The 19,909-nt window shown below is 58.2% G+C and carries 17 protein-coding genes; 11 read left to right on the top strand and 6 right to left on the bottom strand.

What is annotated here, in order from left to right; all coding sequences use genetic code 11:
- Positions 1-51 precede the first annotated feature (51 nt).
- A complete protein-coding gene (gene sgrR / locus J2Y91_RS11950) occupies positions 52-1,713 on the bottom strand; it encodes an HTH-type transcriptional regulator SgrR (RefSeq protein WP_133624541.1) in 1,662 nt (553 codons plus the stop codon).
- Positions 1,714-1,962: 249 nt separating this feature from the next.
- Here sgrR and J2Y91_RS11955 point away from each other — a divergent pair, with 249 nt between their 5' ends.
- Positions 1,963-3,147 carry an MFS transporter gene (locus tag J2Y91_RS11955; protein WP_253538430.1) on the top strand — a complete coding sequence of 395 codons (1,185 nt, stop codon included), beginning with the start codon at positions 1,963-1,965 and terminating at the stop codon, positions 3,145-3,147.
- A gap of 85 nt (positions 3,148-3,232) precedes the next feature.
- Here J2Y91_RS11955 and leuD read toward each other — a convergent pair whose 3' ends face one another.
- The 5 genes from leuD to leuL form a co-directional block, all read right to left on the bottom strand.
- Positions 3,233-3,838 (bottom strand): 3-isopropylmalate dehydratase small subunit, encoded by a 606-nt coding sequence (gene leuD / locus J2Y91_RS11960; protein WP_048914824.1) that lies wholly within the window; start codon positions 3,836-3,838, stop codon positions 3,233-3,235.
- Positions 3,839-3,847: 9 nt separating this feature from the next.
- Positions 3,848-5,245, bottom strand: a complete 1,398-nt coding sequence (gene leuC / locus J2Y91_RS11965; RefSeq protein ID WP_253539511.1) for a 3-isopropylmalate dehydratase large subunit — start codon at positions 5,243-5,245, stop codon at positions 3,848-3,850.
- A 2-nt stretch (positions 5,246-5,247) separates the two neighbouring features.
- Positions 5,248-6,336: a 3-isopropylmalate dehydrogenase gene (leuB, locus tag J2Y91_RS11970; protein WP_048914826.1), complete on the bottom strand. Its 1,089-nt coding sequence runs from the start codon at positions 6,334-6,336 to the stop codon at positions 5,248-5,250.
- Positions 6,337-7,905, bottom strand: coding sequence for a 2-isopropylmalate synthase (leuA, locus tag J2Y91_RS11975; protein WP_048914827.1), 1,569 nt, complete (start codon positions 7,903-7,905; stop codon positions 6,337-6,339).
- A gap of 93 nt (positions 7,906-7,998) precedes the next feature.
- The gene (leuL, locus tag J2Y91_RS23060) at positions 7,999-8,097 is read right to left on the bottom strand and encodes a leu operon leader peptide (RefSeq protein ID WP_208864893.1); all 99 of its coding nucleotides are present in this window, start codon (positions 8,095-8,097) and stop codon (positions 7,999-8,001) included.
- 463 nt (positions 8,098-8,560) lie between these two features.
- On the opposite strand from leuL, the gene ilvI reads away from it, so the two are divergent.
- The 10 genes from ilvI (at position 8,561) to mraY (ending at position 19,907) form a co-directional block, all read left to right on the top strand.
- Positions 8,561-10,285, top strand: a complete 1,725-nt coding sequence (gene ilvI, locus J2Y91_RS11980) for an acetolactate synthase 3 large subunit (RefSeq protein ID WP_048914828.1) — start codon at positions 8,561-8,563, stop codon at positions 10,283-10,285.
- 2 nt (positions 10,286-10,287) lie between these two features.
- The gene (gene ilvN / locus J2Y91_RS11985; RefSeq protein ID WP_048914829.1) at positions 10,288-10,779 is read left to right on the top strand and encodes an acetolactate synthase small subunit; all 492 of its coding nucleotides are present in this window, start codon (positions 10,288-10,290) and stop codon (positions 10,777-10,779) included.
- Between the two features lie 161 nt (positions 10,780-10,940).
- Positions 10,941-11,951, top strand: coding sequence for a catabolite repressor/activator (cra, locus tag J2Y91_RS11990; protein ID WP_048914830.1), 1,011 nt, complete (start codon positions 10,941-10,943; stop codon positions 11,949-11,951).
- Positions 11,952-12,497: 546 nt separating this feature from the next.
- Positions 12,498-12,956, top strand: coding sequence for a division/cell wall cluster transcriptional repressor MraZ (gene mraZ / locus J2Y91_RS11995; RefSeq protein ID WP_253538433.1), 459 nt, complete (start codon positions 12,498-12,500; stop codon positions 12,954-12,956).
- Between the two features lie 2 nt (positions 12,957-12,958).
- On the top strand, positions 12,959-13,900 hold the full coding sequence (gene rsmH, locus J2Y91_RS12000; RefSeq protein ID WP_253538435.1) for a 16S rRNA (cytosine(1402)-N(4))-methyltransferase RsmH: 942 nt from the start codon (positions 12,959-12,961) through the stop codon (positions 13,898-13,900).
- The gene (gene ftsL, locus J2Y91_RS12005) at positions 13,897-14,217 is read left to right on the top strand and encodes a cell division protein FtsL (protein WP_187497792.1); all 321 of its coding nucleotides are present in this window, start codon (positions 13,897-13,899) and stop codon (positions 14,215-14,217) included. Before rsmH ends, ftsL begins: the two co-directional genes overlap by 4 nt.
- 15 nt (positions 14,218-14,232) lie before the next feature.
- A complete protein-coding gene (locus J2Y91_RS12010; protein ID WP_253538438.1) occupies positions 14,233-15,999 on the top strand; it encodes a peptidoglycan glycosyltransferase FtsI in 1,767 nt (588 codons plus the stop codon).
- Positions 15,986-17,473, top strand: coding sequence for a UDP-N-acetylmuramoyl-L-alanyl-D-glutamate--2,6-diaminopimelate ligase (gene murE, locus J2Y91_RS12015; protein WP_253538441.1), 1,488 nt, complete (start codon positions 15,986-15,988; stop codon positions 17,471-17,473). Before J2Y91_RS12010 ends, murE begins: the two co-directional genes overlap by 14 nt.
- On the top strand, positions 17,470-18,831 hold the full coding sequence (gene murF / locus J2Y91_RS12020) for a UDP-N-acetylmuramoyl-tripeptide--D-alanyl-D-alanine ligase (RefSeq protein WP_099753874.1): 1,362 nt from the start codon (positions 17,470-17,472) through the stop codon (positions 18,829-18,831). Before murE ends, murF begins: the two co-directional genes overlap by 4 nt.
- Positions 18,825-19,907, top strand: coding sequence for a phospho-N-acetylmuramoyl-pentapeptide-transferase (gene mraY / locus J2Y91_RS12025; RefSeq protein ID WP_048914878.1), 1,083 nt, complete (start codon positions 18,825-18,827; stop codon positions 19,905-19,907). The genes murF and mraY overlap by 7 nt, the downstream gene beginning before the upstream one ends.
- Positions 19,908-19,909: the final 2 nt, after the last annotated feature.

Genomic DNA, 19,909 nt, shown 5'->3' on the forward strand with positions numbered 1-19,909 from the left:
GCCTACTGGAAAGGTTCATATTCTAAATGCTTCATCTTAGTTACGAAAGCGTCATGATTCCGGCGGCGCGAACCAGGCAGACTTGAAGTCAAACCAGCCGAGGGTGTTCATGCGTACGCCGCGCATACTGCGCTGCCCGTGCAGCAGCAGCCAGTGGTGGAACAGCGGATGCAGGAAGTTGCTCTCAATCAGCTGCTTGCTCCAGTCGGCGAGCGGCAGCTTCTGCTGGCGCCACTGCTCCGCATCGCTTTCCCAGTCGATCGGCACGCAGTGGTGCATCAGCGGGATCTCATACAGCAGGGCAAACAGCGAGAACTCCAGCGGCAGGGTAAAGTTGGCGCTGCCGAGCCAGATATCGCTTTCGGCTTCGCCGCGATACCAGCTCTCATAGTCGATCTCCTGAGTGATGAGCTCGACGCCGTGCGCGGCCAGGATTGGCCCGAGCGCGTTGGCGATGCCCTGGTGCTCAATGTGGTCGCTATACCAGGTGATGGTCAGCGAAGTCAGCCCCGGCGGCTTCCCGGCAATCGCCATATCGCGCCGGTGGTGCCAGCGCGGCAGCAGGCCGTAGGCCGGGAACCAGTAGCGCTGATAGGCGATGCCGCTGTGGTTAAGCAGCGCGATCGGGTTGAAGATGGTGCTGATCCAGCGGCGCAGCTGCTCGTTGCGGCCGTGTGCGGAGCGCTGGTCAAACATCAGGAAGTAGCAGCCCTCCTCAAGGCGGCTCTCCTCTGATTTCTCATCGGTATTTTCGCTTTGCAGCTTCACGCCGGAGTAGACCAGCTCGTCGCTGATCTCAGGCAGCACCCAGATGTTGACCTCGTCAATCAGCGCCCGGTAGCCAAAGTAGTCGTCAAACGCCGAGATGCGCAGCTGGCTGTGCTGGTTGCGCTCGACCGCGTAGGCTCCGGTGCCCACCGGCTGGCGGGCAAAGTTGCGCATGTGCGGCCACTCCTTTGGCAGGATCATCGCGCTGACGCTGCCCAGCAGCCAGGGTAGCCAGGCATCAGGGTGGCTGAGATGGATATCCAGCGTCCAGGGCGTATGGCTTTCAATCTGCGCGAAGTGGCTGAACAGCTGCTGCTGTTTCAGGCGCTCCAGGGTGGCGATGACATCGTCCATCTCCAGCTCGCGGCCGTGGTGGAAATGAATCGCCGGGCGCAGAAAGAAGCGCCAGTGCAGCGGGGCGATCTGCTGCCAGTGGTGGGCAATGTCCGGCTCGATTTCCCCGTTTTCCTCATTTATCCGCGCCAGCCCGTTAAAGATCTGGCGGGCGAGGTGGGTTTCGGAGCGGCGCAGCGGCGTGCCGGGCAGCAGATTGAGCAGCGGGCGGTAGTAGAGCACGCGCAGGATATGTTTCCCCTGGCGGAAGCTGCGCCCGAGGTGCGACAGCAGCATCTGGCGCACGCGGTTTTTGTCGCCGACCAGCTGCACCAGCTGATCGATGCGGTCCTGCTCCAGCAGGTCCTCCGCCCGCTGCTGCTGCAGGGCCAGCCCGGTGTAGCGGAAGGTCAGGCGTGAGCGCTTACCGCGCCCGGCTTCCGCCTGCCACTCCAGCCAGCCCTGATCCTGCATGGCGTTCAGCAGGTTGCGCATATGGCGGCGTGAACAGCTGAGCTGGACCGCCAGATCGCTCAGCGTGGTTTCCTGTGACTGACCCTCGCAGCACTGCCAGAGCCGGATAAACTGCTGCTGCAAACGCGGTGAAGACATAAAAGGGGAACCCTGTGTTAAAAGCCGTCTGTTTTTGCTGCCCTATATTACGGTGATAATGCTGGCAGATGAAAGAGTGGGAGGCATTCTTCGGAATGGCACTTGATCATCCAGACCCCGCTGGGGTCATTCTGAGTATGGTGCTTTTCACCGGCCAGCTGGCGTCTACGCCGCTGGCTTTTTTCATGCTTTCTCTTCTAAGCTATTGGTTTAGCACTCTCTCCATTTTTGCAGGTCGAGGCACCCGTAATGAAATCGCTCCTTCGCAATCGCCGTATTCATCCGGTGTACCTGGCTTTTATGGCTGTCTCATTTATGGTCGGCGTCGCCGGGGCGCTCCAGGCACCGACGCTGAGCCTGTTCCTCAGCCGTGAAGTCGCAGTGCGGCCGTTCTGGGTCGGGCTGTTTTATACGGTGAATGCGGTGGCGGGGATTGTGGTCAGCCTGCTGCTGGCGAAGCGCTCCGACAATCGCGGCGACCGGCGCATGCTGATCCTGTTCTGCTGCGTGATGGCGGTGGCGAACGCGCTGCTGTTTGCCTTCAACCGCCACTATCTGACGCTGATCACCGCCGGGGTGCTGCTGTCGGCGATTGCCAGCGTGGCGATGCCGCAGATATTTGCCCTGGCGCGGGAATATGCCGACAGCTCGGCGCGTGAGGCGGTGATGTTCAGCTCGGTGATGCGTGCCCAGCTGTCGCTGGCGTGGGTGATTGGCCCGCCGCTGTCGTTTGCTATTGCCCTGAATTACGGTTTTACCACCATGTTTATCGTTGCCGCAGCGCTGTTCGTGGCCTGCGTGGCGCTGGTGTGGTTTACCCTGCCGTCGGTGCCGCGTACGCAGAGCAGTGGGGCAGTTCCTGTCACCGAGATTAGCGCCTGGAAAAGTGCGGACGTGCGCATGCTGTTTATCGCCTCGGTGATCATGTGGACCTGCAATACCATGTATATCATTGATATGCCGCTGTATATCAGCGGCGTGCTGGGGCTGCCGGATAAACTGGCCGGGCTGCTGATGGGCACCGCGGCCGGGCTGGAGATCCCGGTAATGCTGCTGGCCGGGCACTATGTGAAACGCTTTGGTAAACGCACCATGATGCTATTGGCGATCGGCTGCGGCGTGCTGTTTTATCTCGGGCTGGTGCTGTTTCACAGCCGTACGGCGCTGATGATACTGCAGCTGTTTAACGCGGTGTTTATCGGCATTATTGCCGGGATTGGCATGATCTGGTTCCAGGATTTGATGCCTGGCCGCCCCGGCGCGGCCACCACGCTGTTTACCAACAGTATTTCGACCGGGGTCATTCTGGCGGGGGTGCTGCAGGGAGCGCTGGCGGAGACCTTCGGGCATGACGCGGTTTACTGGCTGGCGTTCCTGCTGGCGATAGTGTCGTTTGCGCTGTCGTGGCGGGTGCGGGAGAAAAGAGCGGAGTGATTGATAGGGGGCGACCGGGAAAAAAGGTCGACCCCTACCGTATTTGTAGCGGCTGACCCTCTTTTTCGGTCAGCCCGCCGCCGCATCAACGCAAAAACGCGGGTTGTTTCTGTTCCCAGGCGCTGATATCGGCATCGTGCTGCAACGTCAGGCCAATGGAGTCCAGACCGTTGATCAGGCAGTGGCGGCGGAAGCTGTCGATCTCAAACGGCCAGGCTTTATCCCCGACCAGCACCTGCTGATTGACCAGATCAACGGTAAAACGCATGCCCGGCTCAGCGGCGACCATCCGGAACATCTCATCCACTTCTGCTTCACTCAGCGTCACCAGCAGCAGCTGATTATTGAACGAGTTATTAGCAAAGATATCGGCAAAGCCGGAGCCAATAATCGCCTGGATGCCATAATCGGTCAGCGCCCACGGTGCATGTTCACGCGAGGAGCCGCAGCCGAAGTTTTCACGGGTCAGCATAATGCTGGCACCGCTGAACGCCGGCTGGTTAAGGATAAAGTCCGGGTTAGGGATTTGCCCCTCAGCGTCGCTGTAGCGCCAGTCATAAAACAGGTTGCGGCCAAAACCGGTGCGCGTCACCATCTGCAAAAACTGCTTGGGGATAATCGCATCGGTGTCGACGTTGGCTGCATCCAGCGGCACCACGATACCGCTGTGTTGGGTAAATTTTTTCGCCATAATAATTCCTTACGCCAGCTCACGAATGTCGGCAAAATGGCCGGCTACGGCTGCTGCGGCTGCCATCGCCGGGCTGACCAGATGAGTGCGTCCGCCGCGCCCCTGGCGACCTTCAAAGTTACGGTTGCTGGTGGAAGCGCAGCGTTCACCCGGGCTGAGGCGGTCGTTGTTCATGGCCAGGCACATTGAGCAGCCTGGCAGGCGCCATTCAAAACCCGCATCAGTAAAGATCTTATCCAGACCTTCCGCTTCCGCCTGAGCTTTCACCGGGCCGGAACCGGGCACCACATACCCCTGCACGCCAACAGCGATCTTATGGCCTTTTACCACCGCCGCCGCCGCGCGCAGATCTTCAATGCGTGAATTGGTACAGGAGCCGATAAACACTTTGTCGATGCGCACATCGGTCAGGCGAATACCGGGTTTGAGATCCATATAGGCCAGCGCTTTTTCCGCAGAGGCGCGTTCCACCGGGTCGCTGAACGACGCCGGGTCCGGGATAAGATCGCTGACGGCGATCACCTGGCCGGGATTGGTGCCCCAGGTCACCTGCGGCGCAATATCGGCGGCATCCAGCGTCACTACTTTGTCGAACTGCACGCCATCATCGGATTTTAGCGTGCGCCAGTAATCTACCGCCTGCTGCCACTCAGCCTCTTTCGGGGCAAAGCGACGGCCCTTAACGTAGTCAAAGGTGGTGTCATCAGGCGCAATCAGCCCGGCCTTCGCGCCCAGCTCAATCGCCATGTTGCACAGGGTCATGCGGCCTTCCATGCTCAGGGCTTCCACCGCTTCGCCGCAGAATTCGACCACGTGACCGTTGCCGCCGCCGCTGCCGGTTTTACCGATAATCGCCAGCGCGATATCTTTCGCGGTAATGCCCGCCGCCGTTTTGCCGCACACTTCCACCTTCATGGTTTTCGCCCGCGACTGTTTCAGCGTCTGCGTGGCCAGCACGTGCTCGACCTCGGAGGTGCCGATACCAAACGCCAGCGCGCCTAACGCGCCGTGGGTGGAGGTATGGGAATCACCACAAACGATAGTCATGCCCGGCAGCGACAGGCCCTGCTCCGGCCCCATCACGTGTACGATGCCCTGAAACTGATGGTTCAGGTCAAACAGCTGCACGCCGAACGCCGCACAGTTTTTCATCAGCATCGACATCTGGATACGCGCCATCTCGCCGCTGGCGTTGATGTCCCGCGACTGGGTGGAGACGTTATGATCCATGGTGGCAAAGGTTTTTGACGGCTGGCGCACCGGGCGGCCGTGCGCGCGCAGGCCGTCAAATGCCTGCGCTGAGGTCACCTCATGGACGAGGTGACGGTCAATATAGATCAGCGGTGTTTCATTAGGTGCTTCGTGCACGACGTGCGCATCAAACAGCTTCTCGTACAGTGTTTTCATCATTATGCTTCGCGAATAAACCGGGCAATCACGCTGCCCATTTCATCGGTGCCGATCGCTTTACCGTTACCGGCCAGGTCGCCGGTGCGATAACCCTCTTCCAGCGCGCGGTTAATGGCGTGCTCAATAGCGTCGGCGGCGTTTGCCGCATTCAGGCTGTAGCGCAGCAGCAGGGCCAGTGACAGGATCTGCGCCACCGGGTTAGCGATATTTTTCCCGGCGATATCCGGCGCGGAACCGCCCGCCGGTTCGAACAGACCAAAGCCTTTCTCATTCAGGCTGGCGGAGGGCAGCATGCCCATCGAGCCGGTGATCATTGCGCATTCGTCCGACAGGATGTCGCCAAACAGATTTGAGCACAGCATCACGTCAAACTGCGACGGCGCCTTGATCAGCTGCATGGTGGCGTTGTCGATATACATATGGCTCAGCTCAACGTCCGGGTAGTCCTGCGCCACTTCGTTAACAATCTGACGCCACAAAATAGAGGACTGCAGCACGTTAGCTTTATCGATCGAGGTTACCTTGTTGCGGCGTTTGCGCGCTGACTCAAAAGCGATACGCGCAATGCGTTCAATTTCGAAACGGTGATAAACCTCGGTGTCGAAAGCGCGCTCATGCATTCCGCTGCCTTCACGCCCCTTCGGCTGGCCAAAATAGATGCCGCCGGTCAGTTCACGCACCACCAGAATGTCGAAACCCTGGTCGGCAATGTCGCGGCGCAGCGGGCAGAAATCTTCCAGCCCCTGATACAGGCTGGCCGGGCGCAGGTTGCTGAACAGCTGGAAGTGCTTACGCAGCGGCAGCAGTGCGCCGCGCTCCGGCTGTTCTGCAGGCGGAAGGTGTTCCCATTTTGGGCCACCGACCGAGCCGAACAGAATCGCATCCGCCTGCTCACAGCCTTTAATCGTTGCCTGCGGTAACGGCTCACCGTGGCGGTCAATAGCGATGCCGCCGACGTCATATTCGCTGGTGGAGATGCGCATGTTGAAGCGCTCGCGTACTGCGTCCAGCACTTTGCTGGCCTGAGCCATCACTTCCGGGCCGATGCCATCACCGGGTAATACTGCAATATGGTAGCTGCTGGACATTTATACGGCTTCCTTCTGATCTTTCATCTGCGACTTACGCTGCAATTCCTGCTCGACCTGGCGTGCGCGCCAGATGTTATTCAGTGCGTTAACCATGGCTTTTGCTGAAGACTCAACGATATCGGTCGCCAGACCGACGCCGTGGAATTTACGCTCGTTGTACTGCACCACGATATCTACCTGGCCCAGCGCATCTTTACCGTGGCCTTTGGCGGTCAGCTGATAGTTGATCAGCTCAGCATCGAAATCGGTGATGCGATTGATCGCCTGATAGACCGCATCAACCGGACCGTTACCGGTAGCGGCTTCGGTTTTCTGCTCATCACCGCAGCCCAGCTGCACGGTGGCGGTAGCAATTACGGTAGAACCGGACTGCACGTTGAAGGTGTCCAGCTTGAAGTATTCCGGCTCTTCAGACTGCTTGTTGATAAACGCCAGCGCTTCCAGGTCGTAATCGAAGACCTGGCCTTTCTTGTCGGCCAGCGCTTTGAAGGCCTCGTACAGCGTATCCATGTTGTACTCGGCTTCGGTGTAGCCCATCTCTTCCATGCGGTGCTTCACGGCAGCGCGGCCGGAGCGCGAAGTCAGGTTCAGCTGTACCTGTTTCAGACCGATAGATTCCGGGGTCAGGATTTCATAGTTTTCGCGGTTCTTCAGCACGCCATCCTGGTGGATACCGGAGGAGTGGGCGAATGCGTTGGAACCGATAATCGCTTTATGTGCCGGGATAGGCATATTGCAGATTTTGCTGACGGTCTGGCAGGTACGGTAAATCTCCTGATGATTAATGCGCGTGTGCACATTCATCAGCTGGCTGCGGGTTTTAATCGCCATGATCACCTCTTCCAGCGCGCAGTTACCGGCACGCTCGCCCAGGCCGTTCATGGCGCCTTCAACCTGGCGCGCACCGGCATTTACCGCGGCCAGCGCGTTGCCGACCGCCATGCCCAGGTCATCATGGGTATGGACGGACAGGATCGCTTTATCGATATTGGGTACGCGTTCGCGCAGGGCGCTAAAGATGTTGGCGTATTCGTAAGGCAGGGTGTAACCGACGGTATCCGGGATGTTGATGGTGGTAGCACCGGCATTAATCGCGGCTTCTACCACGCGGCACAGGTCATCGATTGGCGTTCGGCCGCCGTCTTCGCAGGAGAACTCCACATCGTCGGTGTAGTTACGGGCGCGCTTCACCATCTTCACCGCACGCTCAATCACTTCTGGCAGGGTACTGCGCAGTTTGGTGGCGATGTGCATCGGCGAGGTCGCCAGGAAAGTGTGGATGCGGTAGGCCTCCGCCACGCGCAGCGCTTCGTAGGCTGCGTCGATATCTTTTTCCACACAGCGTGCCAGACCGCAAACCCGGCTGTTCTTAATCTGGCGGGCGATGGTCTGCACCGATTCAAAATCACCCGGGGAGGAGACCGGGAAGCCGACCTCCATGACGTCGACGCCCATACGTTCCAGTGCCAGGGCAATTTGCAGCTTTTCTTTCACACTCAGGCTGGCCTGTAATGCCTGCTCGCCATCGCGCAGAGTGGTATCGAAAATAATGACTTGTTGGCTCATTGGGTTGTTCCTTGTCGTGTTTACGTCGCCGGTTGCCGCGAGCATAAAAAAACCCGCGCATTGGCGCGGGTTTCTTAGTTTTGCAAGCCTGAATCAGTGATTGATTCCGCCCACAAGTCTACCGCGCAATGAGGATGCGTTTAGTAGTAGACCGAGTAGGCGGGTGGAACGAATCATTGAATCAGACCCCATAAATTGTAAAGTGGCTTTATTGATACCCGATCAAACCCAGGGCTGTCAACCATCAATAACAATCCGCTGCGCATGGTCATTATTCAGCCGACCGGGCATTCGATGCCACAGAGTTTTAATAACAAAACGATCACAATGCAAATAACCGGGCAGCAGTATATTCCGCTTTTGGAATGCCTTATTTTCAGTGTAATTGTCGCTGGCAAGGGTAGGGCGGCAGAGCCTTAATTAACGCTTTGCGCACTCGTGGTGTGGTTTGCCGTTTGCCTGCCAACTTTTCTACGGTTATGGTATTTGCGATAAACGCCCACAAGAATTCATAACTCAATAACGTTTATCCAACGAGTGGGGCTGCGCCCTGTACCTGGATGTTGGAAATGATTTCCAATTTCTGAGCATAAAAAACAGGTTTTGACCTTATCTGTCCGCAGATAAATCAGCACCTTAAAGCCTGGAGGCAAAAATGGAGATGTTGTCAGGAGCCGAGATGGTGGTCCGATCGTTAATCGATCAGGGCGTAAAACATGTATTCGGCTATCCCGGTGGAGCGGTCCTCGATATCTATGACGCTCTGCAAACCGTCGGCGGCGTAGATCACATCCTGGTCCGTCACGAACAGGGCGCTGTGCATATGGCGGATGGTTACGCCCGTGCCACCGGTGATGTCGGCGTGGTGCTGGTCACCTCCGGTCCCGGTGCCACCAATGCCATTACTGGTATTGCCACGGCCTATATGGACTCGATCCCGATGGTGGTGCTCTCCGGTCAGGTGATGTCCTCGCTTATCGGTTATGACGCCTTCCAGGAGTGCGACATGGTCGGGATCTCCCGTCCTGTGGTGAAACACAGCTTTATGGTGAAGCGGGTTGAAGATATCCCGACCATCATGAAGAAAGCTTTCTGGCTGGCTGCCAGCGGTCGTCCTGGCCCGGTGGTGGTTGACCTGCCAAAAGATATGATGAACCCGGCGAACAAACTGCCTTACGTCTGGCCGGATGAAGTGAGCATGCGCTCTTACAATCCGACGACGCAGGGTCACAAAGGTCAGATTAAGCGCGCATTGCAGACGCTGCTGGCGGCGAAAAAGCCGGTGATCTATGCCGGTGGTGGTGTGATTAATGCAGCCTGCCACGAAGAGCTGCTGACGCTTGCCGAGAAACTGAATGTTCCGGTGACCACCTCGCTGATGGGGCTGGGCGCCTTCCCGGGCACGCACCGTCAGTGCGTGGGGATGCTCGGCATGCACGGCACCTATGAAGCCAATATGACGATGCATCACTCCGATGTGATCTTCGCCGTTGGCGTGCGCTTCGATGACCGTACCACCAACAATCTGGCAAAATACTGCCCGAATGCCACCGTGCTGCACATCGATATCGACCCAACATCGATCTCGAAAACCGTGGCCGCCGATGTGCCGATCGTGGGTGATGCGAAGCAGGTGCTGCAACAGATGCTGGAGCTGCTGGGCCAGAGCGACGTGCAGCAGAATTATGACAGCGTGCGCGACTGGTGGCAGAGCATTGAGCAGTGGCGTTCCCGTCAGTGCCTGGAGTTCGACCGCACCAGCGATAAGATTAAGCCGCAGGCGGTAATCGAAACCATCTGCCGTCTGACCAAAGGTGAAGCCTATGTCACCTCTGACGTGGGTCAGCACCAAATGTTTGCCGCGCTTTACTATCAGTTCGACAAGCCGCGCCGTTGGATCAACTCCGGCGGTCTCGGCACCATGGGCTTCGGCCTGCCGGCTGCGCTGGGCGTGAAGCTGGCGCTGCCGCAAGAAACCGTGGTCTGTGTGACCGGTGACGGCAGTATTCAGATGAATATTCAGGAGCTGTCTACCGCGCTGCAGTACGGCATTCCGGTGCTGGTGCTGAACCTCAACAACCGTTTCCTCGGCATGGTGAAGCAGTGGCAGGATATGATCTACTCCGGTCGCCATTCACAATCTTATATGGAATCACTGCCTGACTTCGTGCGCCTGGCGGAAGCCTATGGCCATGTTGGTATCTCGATCAATCGCCCTGACGAGCTGGAATCGAAGCTGACAGAAGCACTGGAACAGTTAGGCAAAGAGCGCCTGGTGTTTGTTGACGTCAACGTTGATGGCACCGAGCACGTCTACCCGATGCATATTCGCGGTGGCGGTATGGACGAAATGTGGCTGAGCAAAACGGAGAGGACTTAATTATGCGTCGTGTATTATCGGTTCTGCTGGAAAACGAATCCGGCGCATTGTCCCGCGTGGTGGGTCTGTTCTCCCAGCGTGGCTACAACATTGAAAGCCTGACCGTGGCGCCAACGGACGACCCGACGCTGTCACGCATGACCATTCAGACCGTCGGTGACGAGAAGGTGATTGAGCAGATCGAAAAGCAGCTGCACAAGCTGGTGGACGTGCTGCGCGTCAGTGAGCTGGGCCAGGGCGCTTTCGTCGAGCGTGAGATCATGCTGGTGAAGATTCAGGCCAGCGGCTACGGTCGCGAAGAGGTGAAACGCTCGGCGGAGATCTTCCGTGGGCAGATCGTTGACGTTACGCCATCGCTTTACACGGTTCAGCTTGCGGGCACCAGCGATAAGCTGGATGCCTTCCTCAGCACCGTGCGCGAAGTGGCGGAAATCGTTGAAGTTGCGCGCTCCGGCATTGTTGGCGTGTCGCGCGGCGATCGTATCATGCGGTAATTTCACCAGGTGACGATCAGAATTGTTTGCTAACCCGGCGTAATGCCGGGTTTTTTTTATTTGTCACAAAGCGCCTGCTGCGGATGAAAAGCGGTTGCTCGCCACACTTTTCTGCGGTTAGATGTGACAAATGCTAATCCATAAAGAAGTGTGGGGTTATTGTGAAACTGGATGAAATTGCGCGCCTCGCGGGTGTTTCGCGCACGACGGCCAGCTATGTGATTAATGGCAAGGCTAAGCAGTATCGTGTCAGCGATAAAACCGTCGAGAAAGTGATGGCGGTGGTGCGTGAACATAATTACCACCCTAACGCGGTAGCGGCAGGGCTTCGCGCCGGTCGTACGCGCTCAATAGGGCTGGTGATCCCCGATTTGGAAAATACCAGCTACACCCGAATTGCTAACTATCTGGAACGCCAGGCGCGCCAGCGCGGCTATCAGCTGCTGATCGCCTGTTCAGAAGATCAGCCCGATAACGAAATGCGCTGCGTTGAGCATCTGCTACAGCGCCAGGTCGATGCAATTATCGTCTCGACCTCACTGCCGCCGGAACATCCGTTTTATCAGCGCTGGGTCAATGATCCGCTGCCGATCATTGCGCTGGACCGGGCGCTGGATCGTGAGCACTTCACCAGCGTGGTCGGTGCCGATCAGGACGATGCAGAAGCGCTCGGTGCTGAACTGCGTAAGCTGCCGGCGAAATCGGTGCTGTTCCTTGGCGCGCTGCCGGAGCTGTCCGTCAGCTTCCTGCGCGAGCTGGGCTTCCGCGATGCGTGGAAGGGCGATGAACGACCGATCGACTTTATCTATGCCAACAGCTTTGAGCGCAGCGCAGCGGCGGCCCTGTTCGAAAATTATCTCGACACCCACGAGATGCCGGAAGCACTGTTCACCACCTCTTTCGGCCTGCTGCAGGGCGTGATGGACGTGACGCTGAAACGTGAAGGGCGTTTACCACAGGACCTGGCGATTGCCACCTTTGGCGACCACGAACTGCTGGATTTCCTTGAGTGCCCGGTGCTGGCAGTGGGCCAGCGTCATCGCGATGTGGCAGAGCGCGTGCTGGAACTGGTGCTGGCCAGTCTTGATGAGCCGCGCAAGCCAAAGCCGGGGCTGACGCGTATTCGCCGTAATCTTTATCGCCGTGGGCGTCTGAACCGCAAAGCAAACTAAGACAGTGGGCGCGCAACGTCGCGCCCATTATTTCCGCCCCCGTTTGTCCAGAACCAATCTGAGCCACCTTTGGCCCCCTCCTCACATTTAAGCGTCCGCGCTCAGCCAGACAGGTAAATAAAAGTAAAGCCCAGCCGTCGGCGTCAGCTTTTGATTATAAAACTTAACGTTTCTAAATAAGTTGTTGCACCTGTCGCCACGCGCCTGCCGCAGCGAATCTGCATCACGCTGGGAAAGTGTTAGGAAATGCCTTAAAATGCCGCCGGTGTCGCAAAGCGGGCAGTTTATTTTTTACGGTCAAAATGTGGTATTTTTTTGAGCAGCTTAAAGGTGTGTGAGAATTTCCTGCCACTATTCATTAGTTTATTTTTGAATTCTCTCCTCAGGCGGTTTGTTTCTAACTTCCCTACGTTTTATCTCACGAAGAAATAATGCCAATCCGCTATTACTGCGGCTTGACAATGTTTTCCTCTGCTCCGTACACTCTTTTGGTGGGAATTTGTGGAGTAAAGTGGTGATTTTGGGTATCTGGGGGGTGAGGCTGACATGTTCCGGGGAGCAACGTTAGTCAATCTCGACAGCAAAGGCCGGCTTGCCGTGCCAACGCGCTATCGCGAAACGCTGATCGGGGAATCACAGGGGCAAATGGTCTGTACCATTGACCTCCACCAGCCATGCCTGTTGCTTTACACCTTACCCGAGTGGGAAATCATTGAACAAAAGCTGTCGCGTTTATCCAGCATGAACCCCGCAGAGCGCCGTGTACAACGCCTCCTGCTGGGGCACGCCAGTGAATGTCAGATGGATAATGCAGGCCGTTTACTGCTGGCGAATACGCTTCGTCAACATGCGAGCCTGACTAAAGAAGTGATGCTGGTTGGGCAGTTCAACAAGTTTGAACTGTGGGATGAACAGACCTGGTATCAACAAGTCAAGGATGATATTGACGCAGAGCAGTCCTCACAGGACCCCCTGTCTGAGCGGCTGCAGGATTTGTCGTTATAGCTATGCAGGATACTTACAAACACAGAACGGTGCTGTTAGACGAGGCGGTAAGCGGCCTCAATATCAAACCTGACGGCATCTACATTGATGGCACCTTTGGGCGCGGCGGGCATTCGCGCCTGATCCTCTCCCAACTGGGCGAGCAGGGTCGTTTATATGCTATCGACCGCGATCCGCAAGCTATCGCAGCCGCTGCTGAGATTGACGATCCTCGTTTCAGCATCATCCACGGTCCGTTTTCTGCACTGGCAGAGTATGCCGAAGAGCGCGGGCTGAAGGGCAAGATTGATGGGATCCTGCTGGATCTGGGCGTCTCCTCACCGCAGCTGGATGATGCCGAACGTGGATTCTCCTTTATGCGTGACGGGCCGCTGGATATGCGTATGGACCCGACGCGCGGCCAGTCGGCTGCCGAATGGCTGCTGAAAGCGGAAGAGGCGGATATCGCCTTCGTGCTGAAAACCTTCGGTGAAGAGCGTTTCGCTAAGCGCATTGCCCGCGCCATCGTTGAGCGCAATCGTGAACAGCCGATGACGCGCACCAAAGAGCTGGCCGAGGTGATTTATGTCGCCACGCCGGTGAAAGACAAATTCAAACACCCGGCCACGCGCAGCTTCCAGGCGATCCGTATCTGGGTCAACAGTGAACTCGAAGAGATTGAACAGGCGCTGAAGGGCGCACTGAGCGCGCTGGCCCCGGGTGGTCGCCTGTCGATTATCAGCTTTCACTCGCTGGAAGACCGCATTGTGAAACGCTTTATGCGCGAGCAGAGCCGCGGACCGCAGGTGCCACATGGCCTGCCGATGACCGAAGCCCAGCTCAGCAGCCTGGGCGGTCGCCAGCTGAAAGCGCTGGGCAAAATGATGCCGGGCGACAGCGAAGTGGCCGATAATCCGCGCGCCCGCAGTTCCGTGTTACGCATCGCGGAGCGAACGGCATCATGATCGGTAACGAGCGCCACAATTTACCCGGCGTCATCGGTGGTGACCTGTTACGCCACGGCAAGATCGCTCTGATTTTGATGATTGCGGTGCTGGTCACTGCCGTGACGGTGGTGACCACCGCACACAAAACCCGCTTGCTAACCGCACAGCGTGAACAGCTGGTACTGGAGCGGGATGCGCTGGATATCGAATGGCGCAACCTGATCCTCGAAGAGAATGCGCTTGGCGATCACAGCCGGGTGGAACGTACGGCTACGGAGAAACTTCAGATGCAGCATGTTGATCCTTCGCAGGAAAATATTGTGGTACAGCAATAAGGACGCCCGGACTCAATGAGAGCCGCAAAAAAGACGCAGAAGTCGAAACGCACGGAAGATCAGGCCAGCTTTGTCAGCTGGCGTTTTGCGTTGTTGTGTGGCTGTATTTTCCTCGCGCTGTCAGGCTTGCTGCTGCGCGTGGCCTATCTGCAGGTGATCAATCCTGACCGCCTGGTGCGCGAAGGGGACATGCGCTCCCTGCGCGTGCAGGCGGTACCGACCTCACGCGGCATGATCAGCGATCGCGCTGGCCGCCCGCTGGCCGTCAGCGTGCCGGTCAACGCCATCTGGGCCGATCCGAAAGAGCTGCACGACAAGGGCGGGATTACGCTCGACAGCCGCTGGAAGGCGTTGTCTGACGCGTTGTCGATTCCGCTCGACCAGTTAGCCGCGCGCGTGAATGCCAATCCTAACGGCCGCTTTGTTTATCTGGCGCGTCAGGTCAACCCGGCCATCGGCGACTATGTGAAAAAACTTAAGCTGCCGGGCATCTTCCTGCGTGAAGAGTCACGCCGCTACTATCCTGCCGGGCAGGTCACTTCTCACCTGATTGGCTTCACCAACATTGACGGCCAGGGTATTGAAGGCGTTGAGAAAAGTTTTGATAAGTGGTTAACCGGCCAGCCGGGCGAACGTACCGTGCGTAAAGACCGCAACGGCCGCGTGATTGAAGATATCTCCTCGGTGGACAGTCAGGCGGCGCATAACCTCGCGCTGAGCATCGACGAACGCCTGCAGGCACAGGTTTACCGCGAGCTGAACAACGCCGTGGCGTTTAACAAAGCGGAGTCGGGCACCGCGGTGCTGGTGGATGTCAACACCGGCGAAGTGCTGGCAATGGCTAACAGCCCGGCCTACAACCCGAACAACCTCTCCGGCACGACAAAAGATGTGATGCGTAACCGCGCGATTACCGACATCTTCGAGCCAGGCTCCACCGTGAAGCCAATGGTGGTTATGACCGCACTGCAGCGCGGCGTGGTACGTGAAGGCAGCGTGCTGAACACTGTGCCTTACCGGATTAACGGCCACGAAATTAAAGACGTGGCGCGCTATAGCGAACTGACCCTGACCGGGGTGCTCCAGAAATCGTCCAACGTCGGTGTTTCTCGACTGGCGCTGGCGATGCCTTCCAACGCGTTAGTAGATACTTACTCACGTTTTGGTTTCGGCAAAGCGACCAATTTGGGGTTGGTCGGAGAAAGCAGTGGCATATACCCTCAAAAACAACGGTGGTCTGACATAGAGAGGGCCACCTTCTCTTTCGGCTACGGGCTAATGGTAACGCCGTTACAGCTAGCGCGAGTCTACGCAACGATGGGCAGCTATGGCATTTATCGCCCGCTGTCGATTACCAAAGTTGACCCGCCGGTGGCGGGTCAGCGCGTCTTCCCTGAACCGCTGGTGCGCACCGTGCTGCACATGATGGAAAGCGTAGCCCTGCCGGGCGGCGGTGGCGTCAAAGCAGCGATCAAGGGTTACCGCATCGCGATTAAAACCGGTACGGCGAAGAAAGTTGGGCCGGACGGGAAATACGTCAATAAATACATTGCTTATACCGCAGGTGTTGCACCTGCAAGCAACCCTCGTTTTGCGCTGGTGGTGGTGATTAACGACCCGCAGGCCGGCAAATATTACGGTGGTGCGGTATCCGCGCCGGTATTTGGCGCCATCATGGGCAGCGTGCTGCGCACCATGAACGTTGAACCGGATGCCATACCCACCAGTGACAAAAGCGAGATGGTAACTAACAAGAATGAGGGATCGAGTGACCGATCGTAATCTGCGCGACTTACTGGCTCCATGGGTGCCTGCTGCGCCCGATCGCCCGCTGCGTGAAATGACGCTGGACAGCCGTGAAGCGGCCTCTGGCGATCTGTTTGTGGCAGTAAAAGGCCATGCGGCTGACGGCCGTCGTTTTATTCCCCAGGCCATTGCTCAGGGCGTGGCGGCGGTCATCGCGGATGCCGAAGGTGAAGCGGAAGATGGGCAAATTGTAGAGATGCATGGCGTGCCGGTTATCTACCTTGCCCAGCTCTCCCAGCGTTTATCAGCCCTGGCCGGGCGCTTCTATCAGCAGCCAGGCGAAAAGCTCAAGCTCATTGGCGTGACCGGCACTAACGGCAAAACCACCACTACGCAGCTGCTGGCGCAGTGGGCGCAGCTGCTGGGTGAAACCGGCGCGGTGATGGGGACCGTCGGCAACGGCGTGTATGGCCAGCTGGCCCCGGCGGAAAATACCACCGGCTCAGCGGTTGACGTTCAGCATCTGCTGGCATCGCTGGTCAACAAAGGCGCCACGCTGGCGGCGATGGAGATCTCCTCGCACGGCCTGGTGCAGCATCGCGTAGCGGCCCTGCCGTTTGCGGCTGCCGCCTTTACCAATCTCAGCCGCGACCACCTCGACTACCACGGCGATATGGCGCGCTATGAAGCCGCGAAATGGCTGCTGTTCTCTGAGCATCAGGTCGGCCAGGCGATTATCAACGCCGATGATGAAGTCGGCCGCCGCTGGCTGCAGCAGCTGCCTGACGCCGTTGCCGTCACCATGGAAAACAATTTACAGCCTGGCTGTCACGGCCGCTGGCTGAAAGCCACTGACGTTCGCTATCACGACGGCGGGGCTTCCGTGCGCTTTGAGTCAAGCTGGGGCAACGGTGAAATTGACAGCCGCCTGATGGGCGCATTCAACGTCAGCAACCTGCTGGTGGCGCTGGCGACGCTGCTGTCTCTGGATTATCCACTGGCGGCGCTGGTCGCTACGGCAAGCCAGCTGTTGCCGGTTACCGGGCGCATGGAAGTGTTTAGCGCGCCGGGCAAACCGACGGTAGTGGTGGATTATGCGCACACGCCAGACGCGCTGGAAAAAGCGCTGAGCGCCGCGCGACTGCACTGTAAAGGGCAGCTGTGGTGCCTGTTTGGCTGCGGCGGCGATCGCGATAAAGGCAAGCGCCCGCTAATGGGGGCGATTGCCGAGCAGTTCGCCGATGTGGTGGTGATCACCGATGATAACCCGCGCAGTGAAGATCCGGCGGCGATTGTGGCCGATGTGCTGACTGGCCTGCTGGACCCCGGCCGCGCCCGCGTGGTAATGGGGCGTGCGCAAGCGGTCACTAACGCGGTGATGCAGGCGCAGGAAGGCGACATTGTAGTGGTGGCCGGCAAAGGCCACGAAGATTACCAGATTATCGGCAGCCAGCGCCTTGATTACTCTGACCGCGTGACCGTGGCGCGTCTGCTGGGGGTGATAGCATGATCGCCTTCACTCTGCAGCAGCTGGCTGAGATCACCGGCGGCACGCTGTACGGCGCTGACCGCAGCATCACCGAAGTGACCACTGACACGCGTAAGGTGAGCGCAGGCTGCCTGTTTATCGCCCTGAAAGGCGAACGCTTCGATGCCCACGACTTCGTCGGTGACGCTATCAGCGCTGGCTGTTTAGCGCTGCTTGTGAGTAAGCACTTACCTGTCGCGGTAGCGCAGGTTGTGGTCGCAGACACCCGCATTGCCCTCGGCCAGATCGCAGGCTGGGTGCGTCAGCAGTCCACTGCCCGCGTCGTCGCGCTCACCGGTTCCTCCGGCAAAACCTCGGTTAAAGAGATGACCGCCGCCATTCTGCGTGAATGTGGCGAGACGCTGTACACCGCGGGTAACCTGAATAACGACATCGGCGTGCCGCTGACGCTGCTGCGCCTGACCGAAGCTCACCAGTATGCGGTGATCGAACTGGGGGCTAACCACCAGGGTGAGATCGCCTATACCACCGAACTGACGCGCCCGGAGACGGCGCTGGTCAATAACCTGGCCGCAGCGCACCTGGAAGGGTTCGGGTCGCTGGCGGGCGTGGCGAAAGCCAAAGGTGAGATTTTCAACGGTCTGCCGCTGCACGGCACCGCCATTATCAACAGCGACAGCAACGACTGGCCGCACTGGCAGCAGACGCTGCACGGCAAAACCGTCTGGCGCTTCTCACCGGAGCCGCAGGCTGACTGTGATTTCAGCGCCTCTGAGGTGAAGTTCAGCGCTAAGGGTACCCATTTCACGCTGCACAGCCCGCAGGGCGACATCGCGATTACCCTGCCGCTGCCGGGCCGTCACAACATTGCTAACGCGCTGGCCGCGACGGCGCTGGCCCTCTCTGTCGGAGCGCCGCTCGCGGCGGTGCAGCAGGGGCTGAGCCAGCTTAAAGCCGTGCCGGGGCGCCTGTTCCCGATCGCACTGGGTGAAAACAAGCTGCTGCTGGATGACAGCTACAACGCCAACGTCGGTTCAATGACCGCCGCCGCGCAGGTGCTGGCTGAAATGCCGGGCTACCGCGTAATGATCGTCGGCGACATGGGCGAACTGGGGGCAGAAGCCGCCGAGTGTCATCGTCAGGTCGGCGAAGCGGCTCGTCTGGCCGGCATCGATAAAGTTTTAAGCGTGGGCACGCTCAGCCAGGGTATCTCTGATGCCAGCGGCGTGGGTGAGCACTTCACGGAGAAGGCAGCCCTGAGCGCGCGTGCGCTGGCGCTGCTGTCACAGCATTCACACATTACCGTATTGGTTAAAGGTTCACGTAGTGCCGCGATGGAGCAGGTAGTGCAAACCTTACAGGAGAAAGGCACATGTTAGTCTGGCTGGCCGAGCATCTGGTCTCTTTATATTCTGGCTTTAACGTCTTCTCCTACCTGACGTTTCGCGCCATTGTCAGCCTGCTGACCGCGCTGTTTATTTCATTGTGGATGGGCCCGCGCATGATCGCCCGCCTGCAGGAAATGTCGTTTGGCCAGGTGGTACGTAACGACGGTCCTGAGTCGCACTTCAGCAAGCGCGGTACGCCGACCATGGGCGGGATTATGATCCTCACCTCCATCACCATTTCGGTGCTGCTGTGGGCTTATCCATCAAACCCTTACGTCTGGTGCGTACTGTTCGTGCTGGTCGGTTATGGCATTGTCGGCTTCGTCGATGACTACCGCAAAGTGGTGCGCAAGGACACTAAAGGCCTGATCGCCCGCTGGAAATATTTCTGGCAGTCGGTGATCGCCCTCGGTGCCGCTTTTGTCATGTATATGATTGGCAAAGACACCCCGGCGACCGAGCTGGTAGTGCCGTTCTTTAAAGACGTGATGCCGCAGCTTGGCCTGCTGTATCTGCTGCTGGCTTACTTCGTGATTGTCGGCACCAGTAATGCGGTCAACCTGACCGACGGACTGGATGGCCTGGCGATTATGCCAACCGTGTTTGTCGCCGCCGGTTTCGCGCTGGTGGCGTGGGCGACCGGTAACGTGAAGTTTGCCGAGTATCTGCATATCCCTTATCTGCGTCACGCGGGTGAGCTGGTGATCGTCTGTACCGCCATTGTCGGTGCGGGCCTTGGCTTCCTGTGGTTCAACACTTACCCGGCGCAGGTCTTTATGGGGGATGTCGGTTCCCTGGCGCTGGGCGGCGCGCTCGGCACTATCGCCGTGCTGCTGCGTCAGGAGTTCCTGCTGGTGATTATGGGCGGCGTATTCGTGGTGGAGACGCTGTCGGTGATCCTGCAGGTCGGTTCCTTCAAACTGCGCGGGCAGCGTATTTTCCGCATGGCACCCATTCACCACCACTATGAATTGAAAGGCTGGCCGGAACCGCGCGTGATTGTGCGCTTCTGGATTATTTCACTGATGCTGGTGCTGATTGGCCTGGCCACGCTGAAGGTGCGGTAATC

This window comes from Erwinia aphidicola, assembly GCF_024169515.1.
GTDB classification, from domain to species: domain Bacteria; phylum Pseudomonadota; class Gammaproteobacteria; order Enterobacterales; family Enterobacteriaceae; genus Erwinia; species Erwinia aphidicola.

What these genes read in the sequence shown, in the direction of transcription:
- J2Y91_RS12010 (WP_253538438.1), top strand. Translation starts at nt 14,233, where the DNA reads ATGAGAGCCGCAAAAAAGACGCAGAAGTCGAAACGCACGGAAGATCAG.
- leuD (WP_048914824.1), bottom strand. Translation starts at nt 3,838, where the DNA reads ATGGCGAAAAAATTTACCCAACACAGCGGTATCGTGGTGCCGCTGGAT.
- leuA (WP_048914827.1), bottom strand. Translation starts at nt 7,905, where the DNA reads ATGAGCCAACAAGTCATTATTTTCGATACCACTCTGCGCGATGGCGAG.
- leuB (WP_048914826.1), bottom strand. Translation starts at nt 6,336, where the DNA reads ATGTCCAGCAGCTACCATATTGCAGTATTACCCGGTGATGGCATCGGC.
- ilvN (WP_048914829.1), top strand. Translation starts at nt 10,288, where the DNA reads ATGCGTCGTGTATTATCGGTTCTGCTGGAAAACGAATCCGGCGCATTG.
- mraZ (WP_253538433.1), top strand. Translation starts at nt 12,498, where the DNA reads ATGTTCCGGGGAGCAACGTTAGTCAATCTCGACAGCAAAGGCCGGCTT.
- ilvI (WP_048914828.1), top strand. Translation starts at nt 8,561, where the DNA reads ATGGAGATGTTGTCAGGAGCCGAGATGGTGGTCCGATCGTTAATCGAT.
- rsmH (WP_253538435.1), top strand. Translation starts at nt 12,959, where the DNA reads ATGCAGGATACTTACAAACACAGAACGGTGCTGTTAGACGAGGCGGTA.
- murF (WP_099753874.1), top strand. Translation starts at nt 17,470, where the DNA reads ATGATCGCCTTCACTCTGCAGCAGCTGGCTGAGATCACCGGCGGCACG.
- leuL (WP_208864893.1), bottom strand. Translation starts at nt 8,097, where the DNA reads ATGGGGTCTGATTCAATGATTCGTTCCACCCGCCTACTCGGTCTACTA.
- ftsL (WP_187497792.1), top strand. Translation starts at nt 13,897, where the DNA reads ATGATCGGTAACGAGCGCCACAATTTACCCGGCGTCATCGGTGGTGAC.
- sgrR (WP_133624541.1), bottom strand. Translation starts at nt 1,713, where the DNA reads ATGTCTTCACCGCGTTTGCAGCAGCAGTTTATCCGGCTCTGGCAGTGC.
- mraY (WP_048914878.1), top strand. Translation starts at nt 18,825, where the DNA reads ATGTTAGTCTGGCTGGCCGAGCATCTGGTCTCTTTATATTCTGGCTTT.
- J2Y91_RS11955 (WP_253538430.1), top strand. Translation starts at nt 1,963, where the DNA reads ATGAAATCGCTCCTTCGCAATCGCCGTATTCATCCGGTGTACCTGGCT.
- leuC (WP_253539511.1), bottom strand. Translation starts at nt 5,245, where the DNA reads ATGAAAACACTGTACGAGAAGCTGTTTGATGCGCACGTCGTGCACGAA.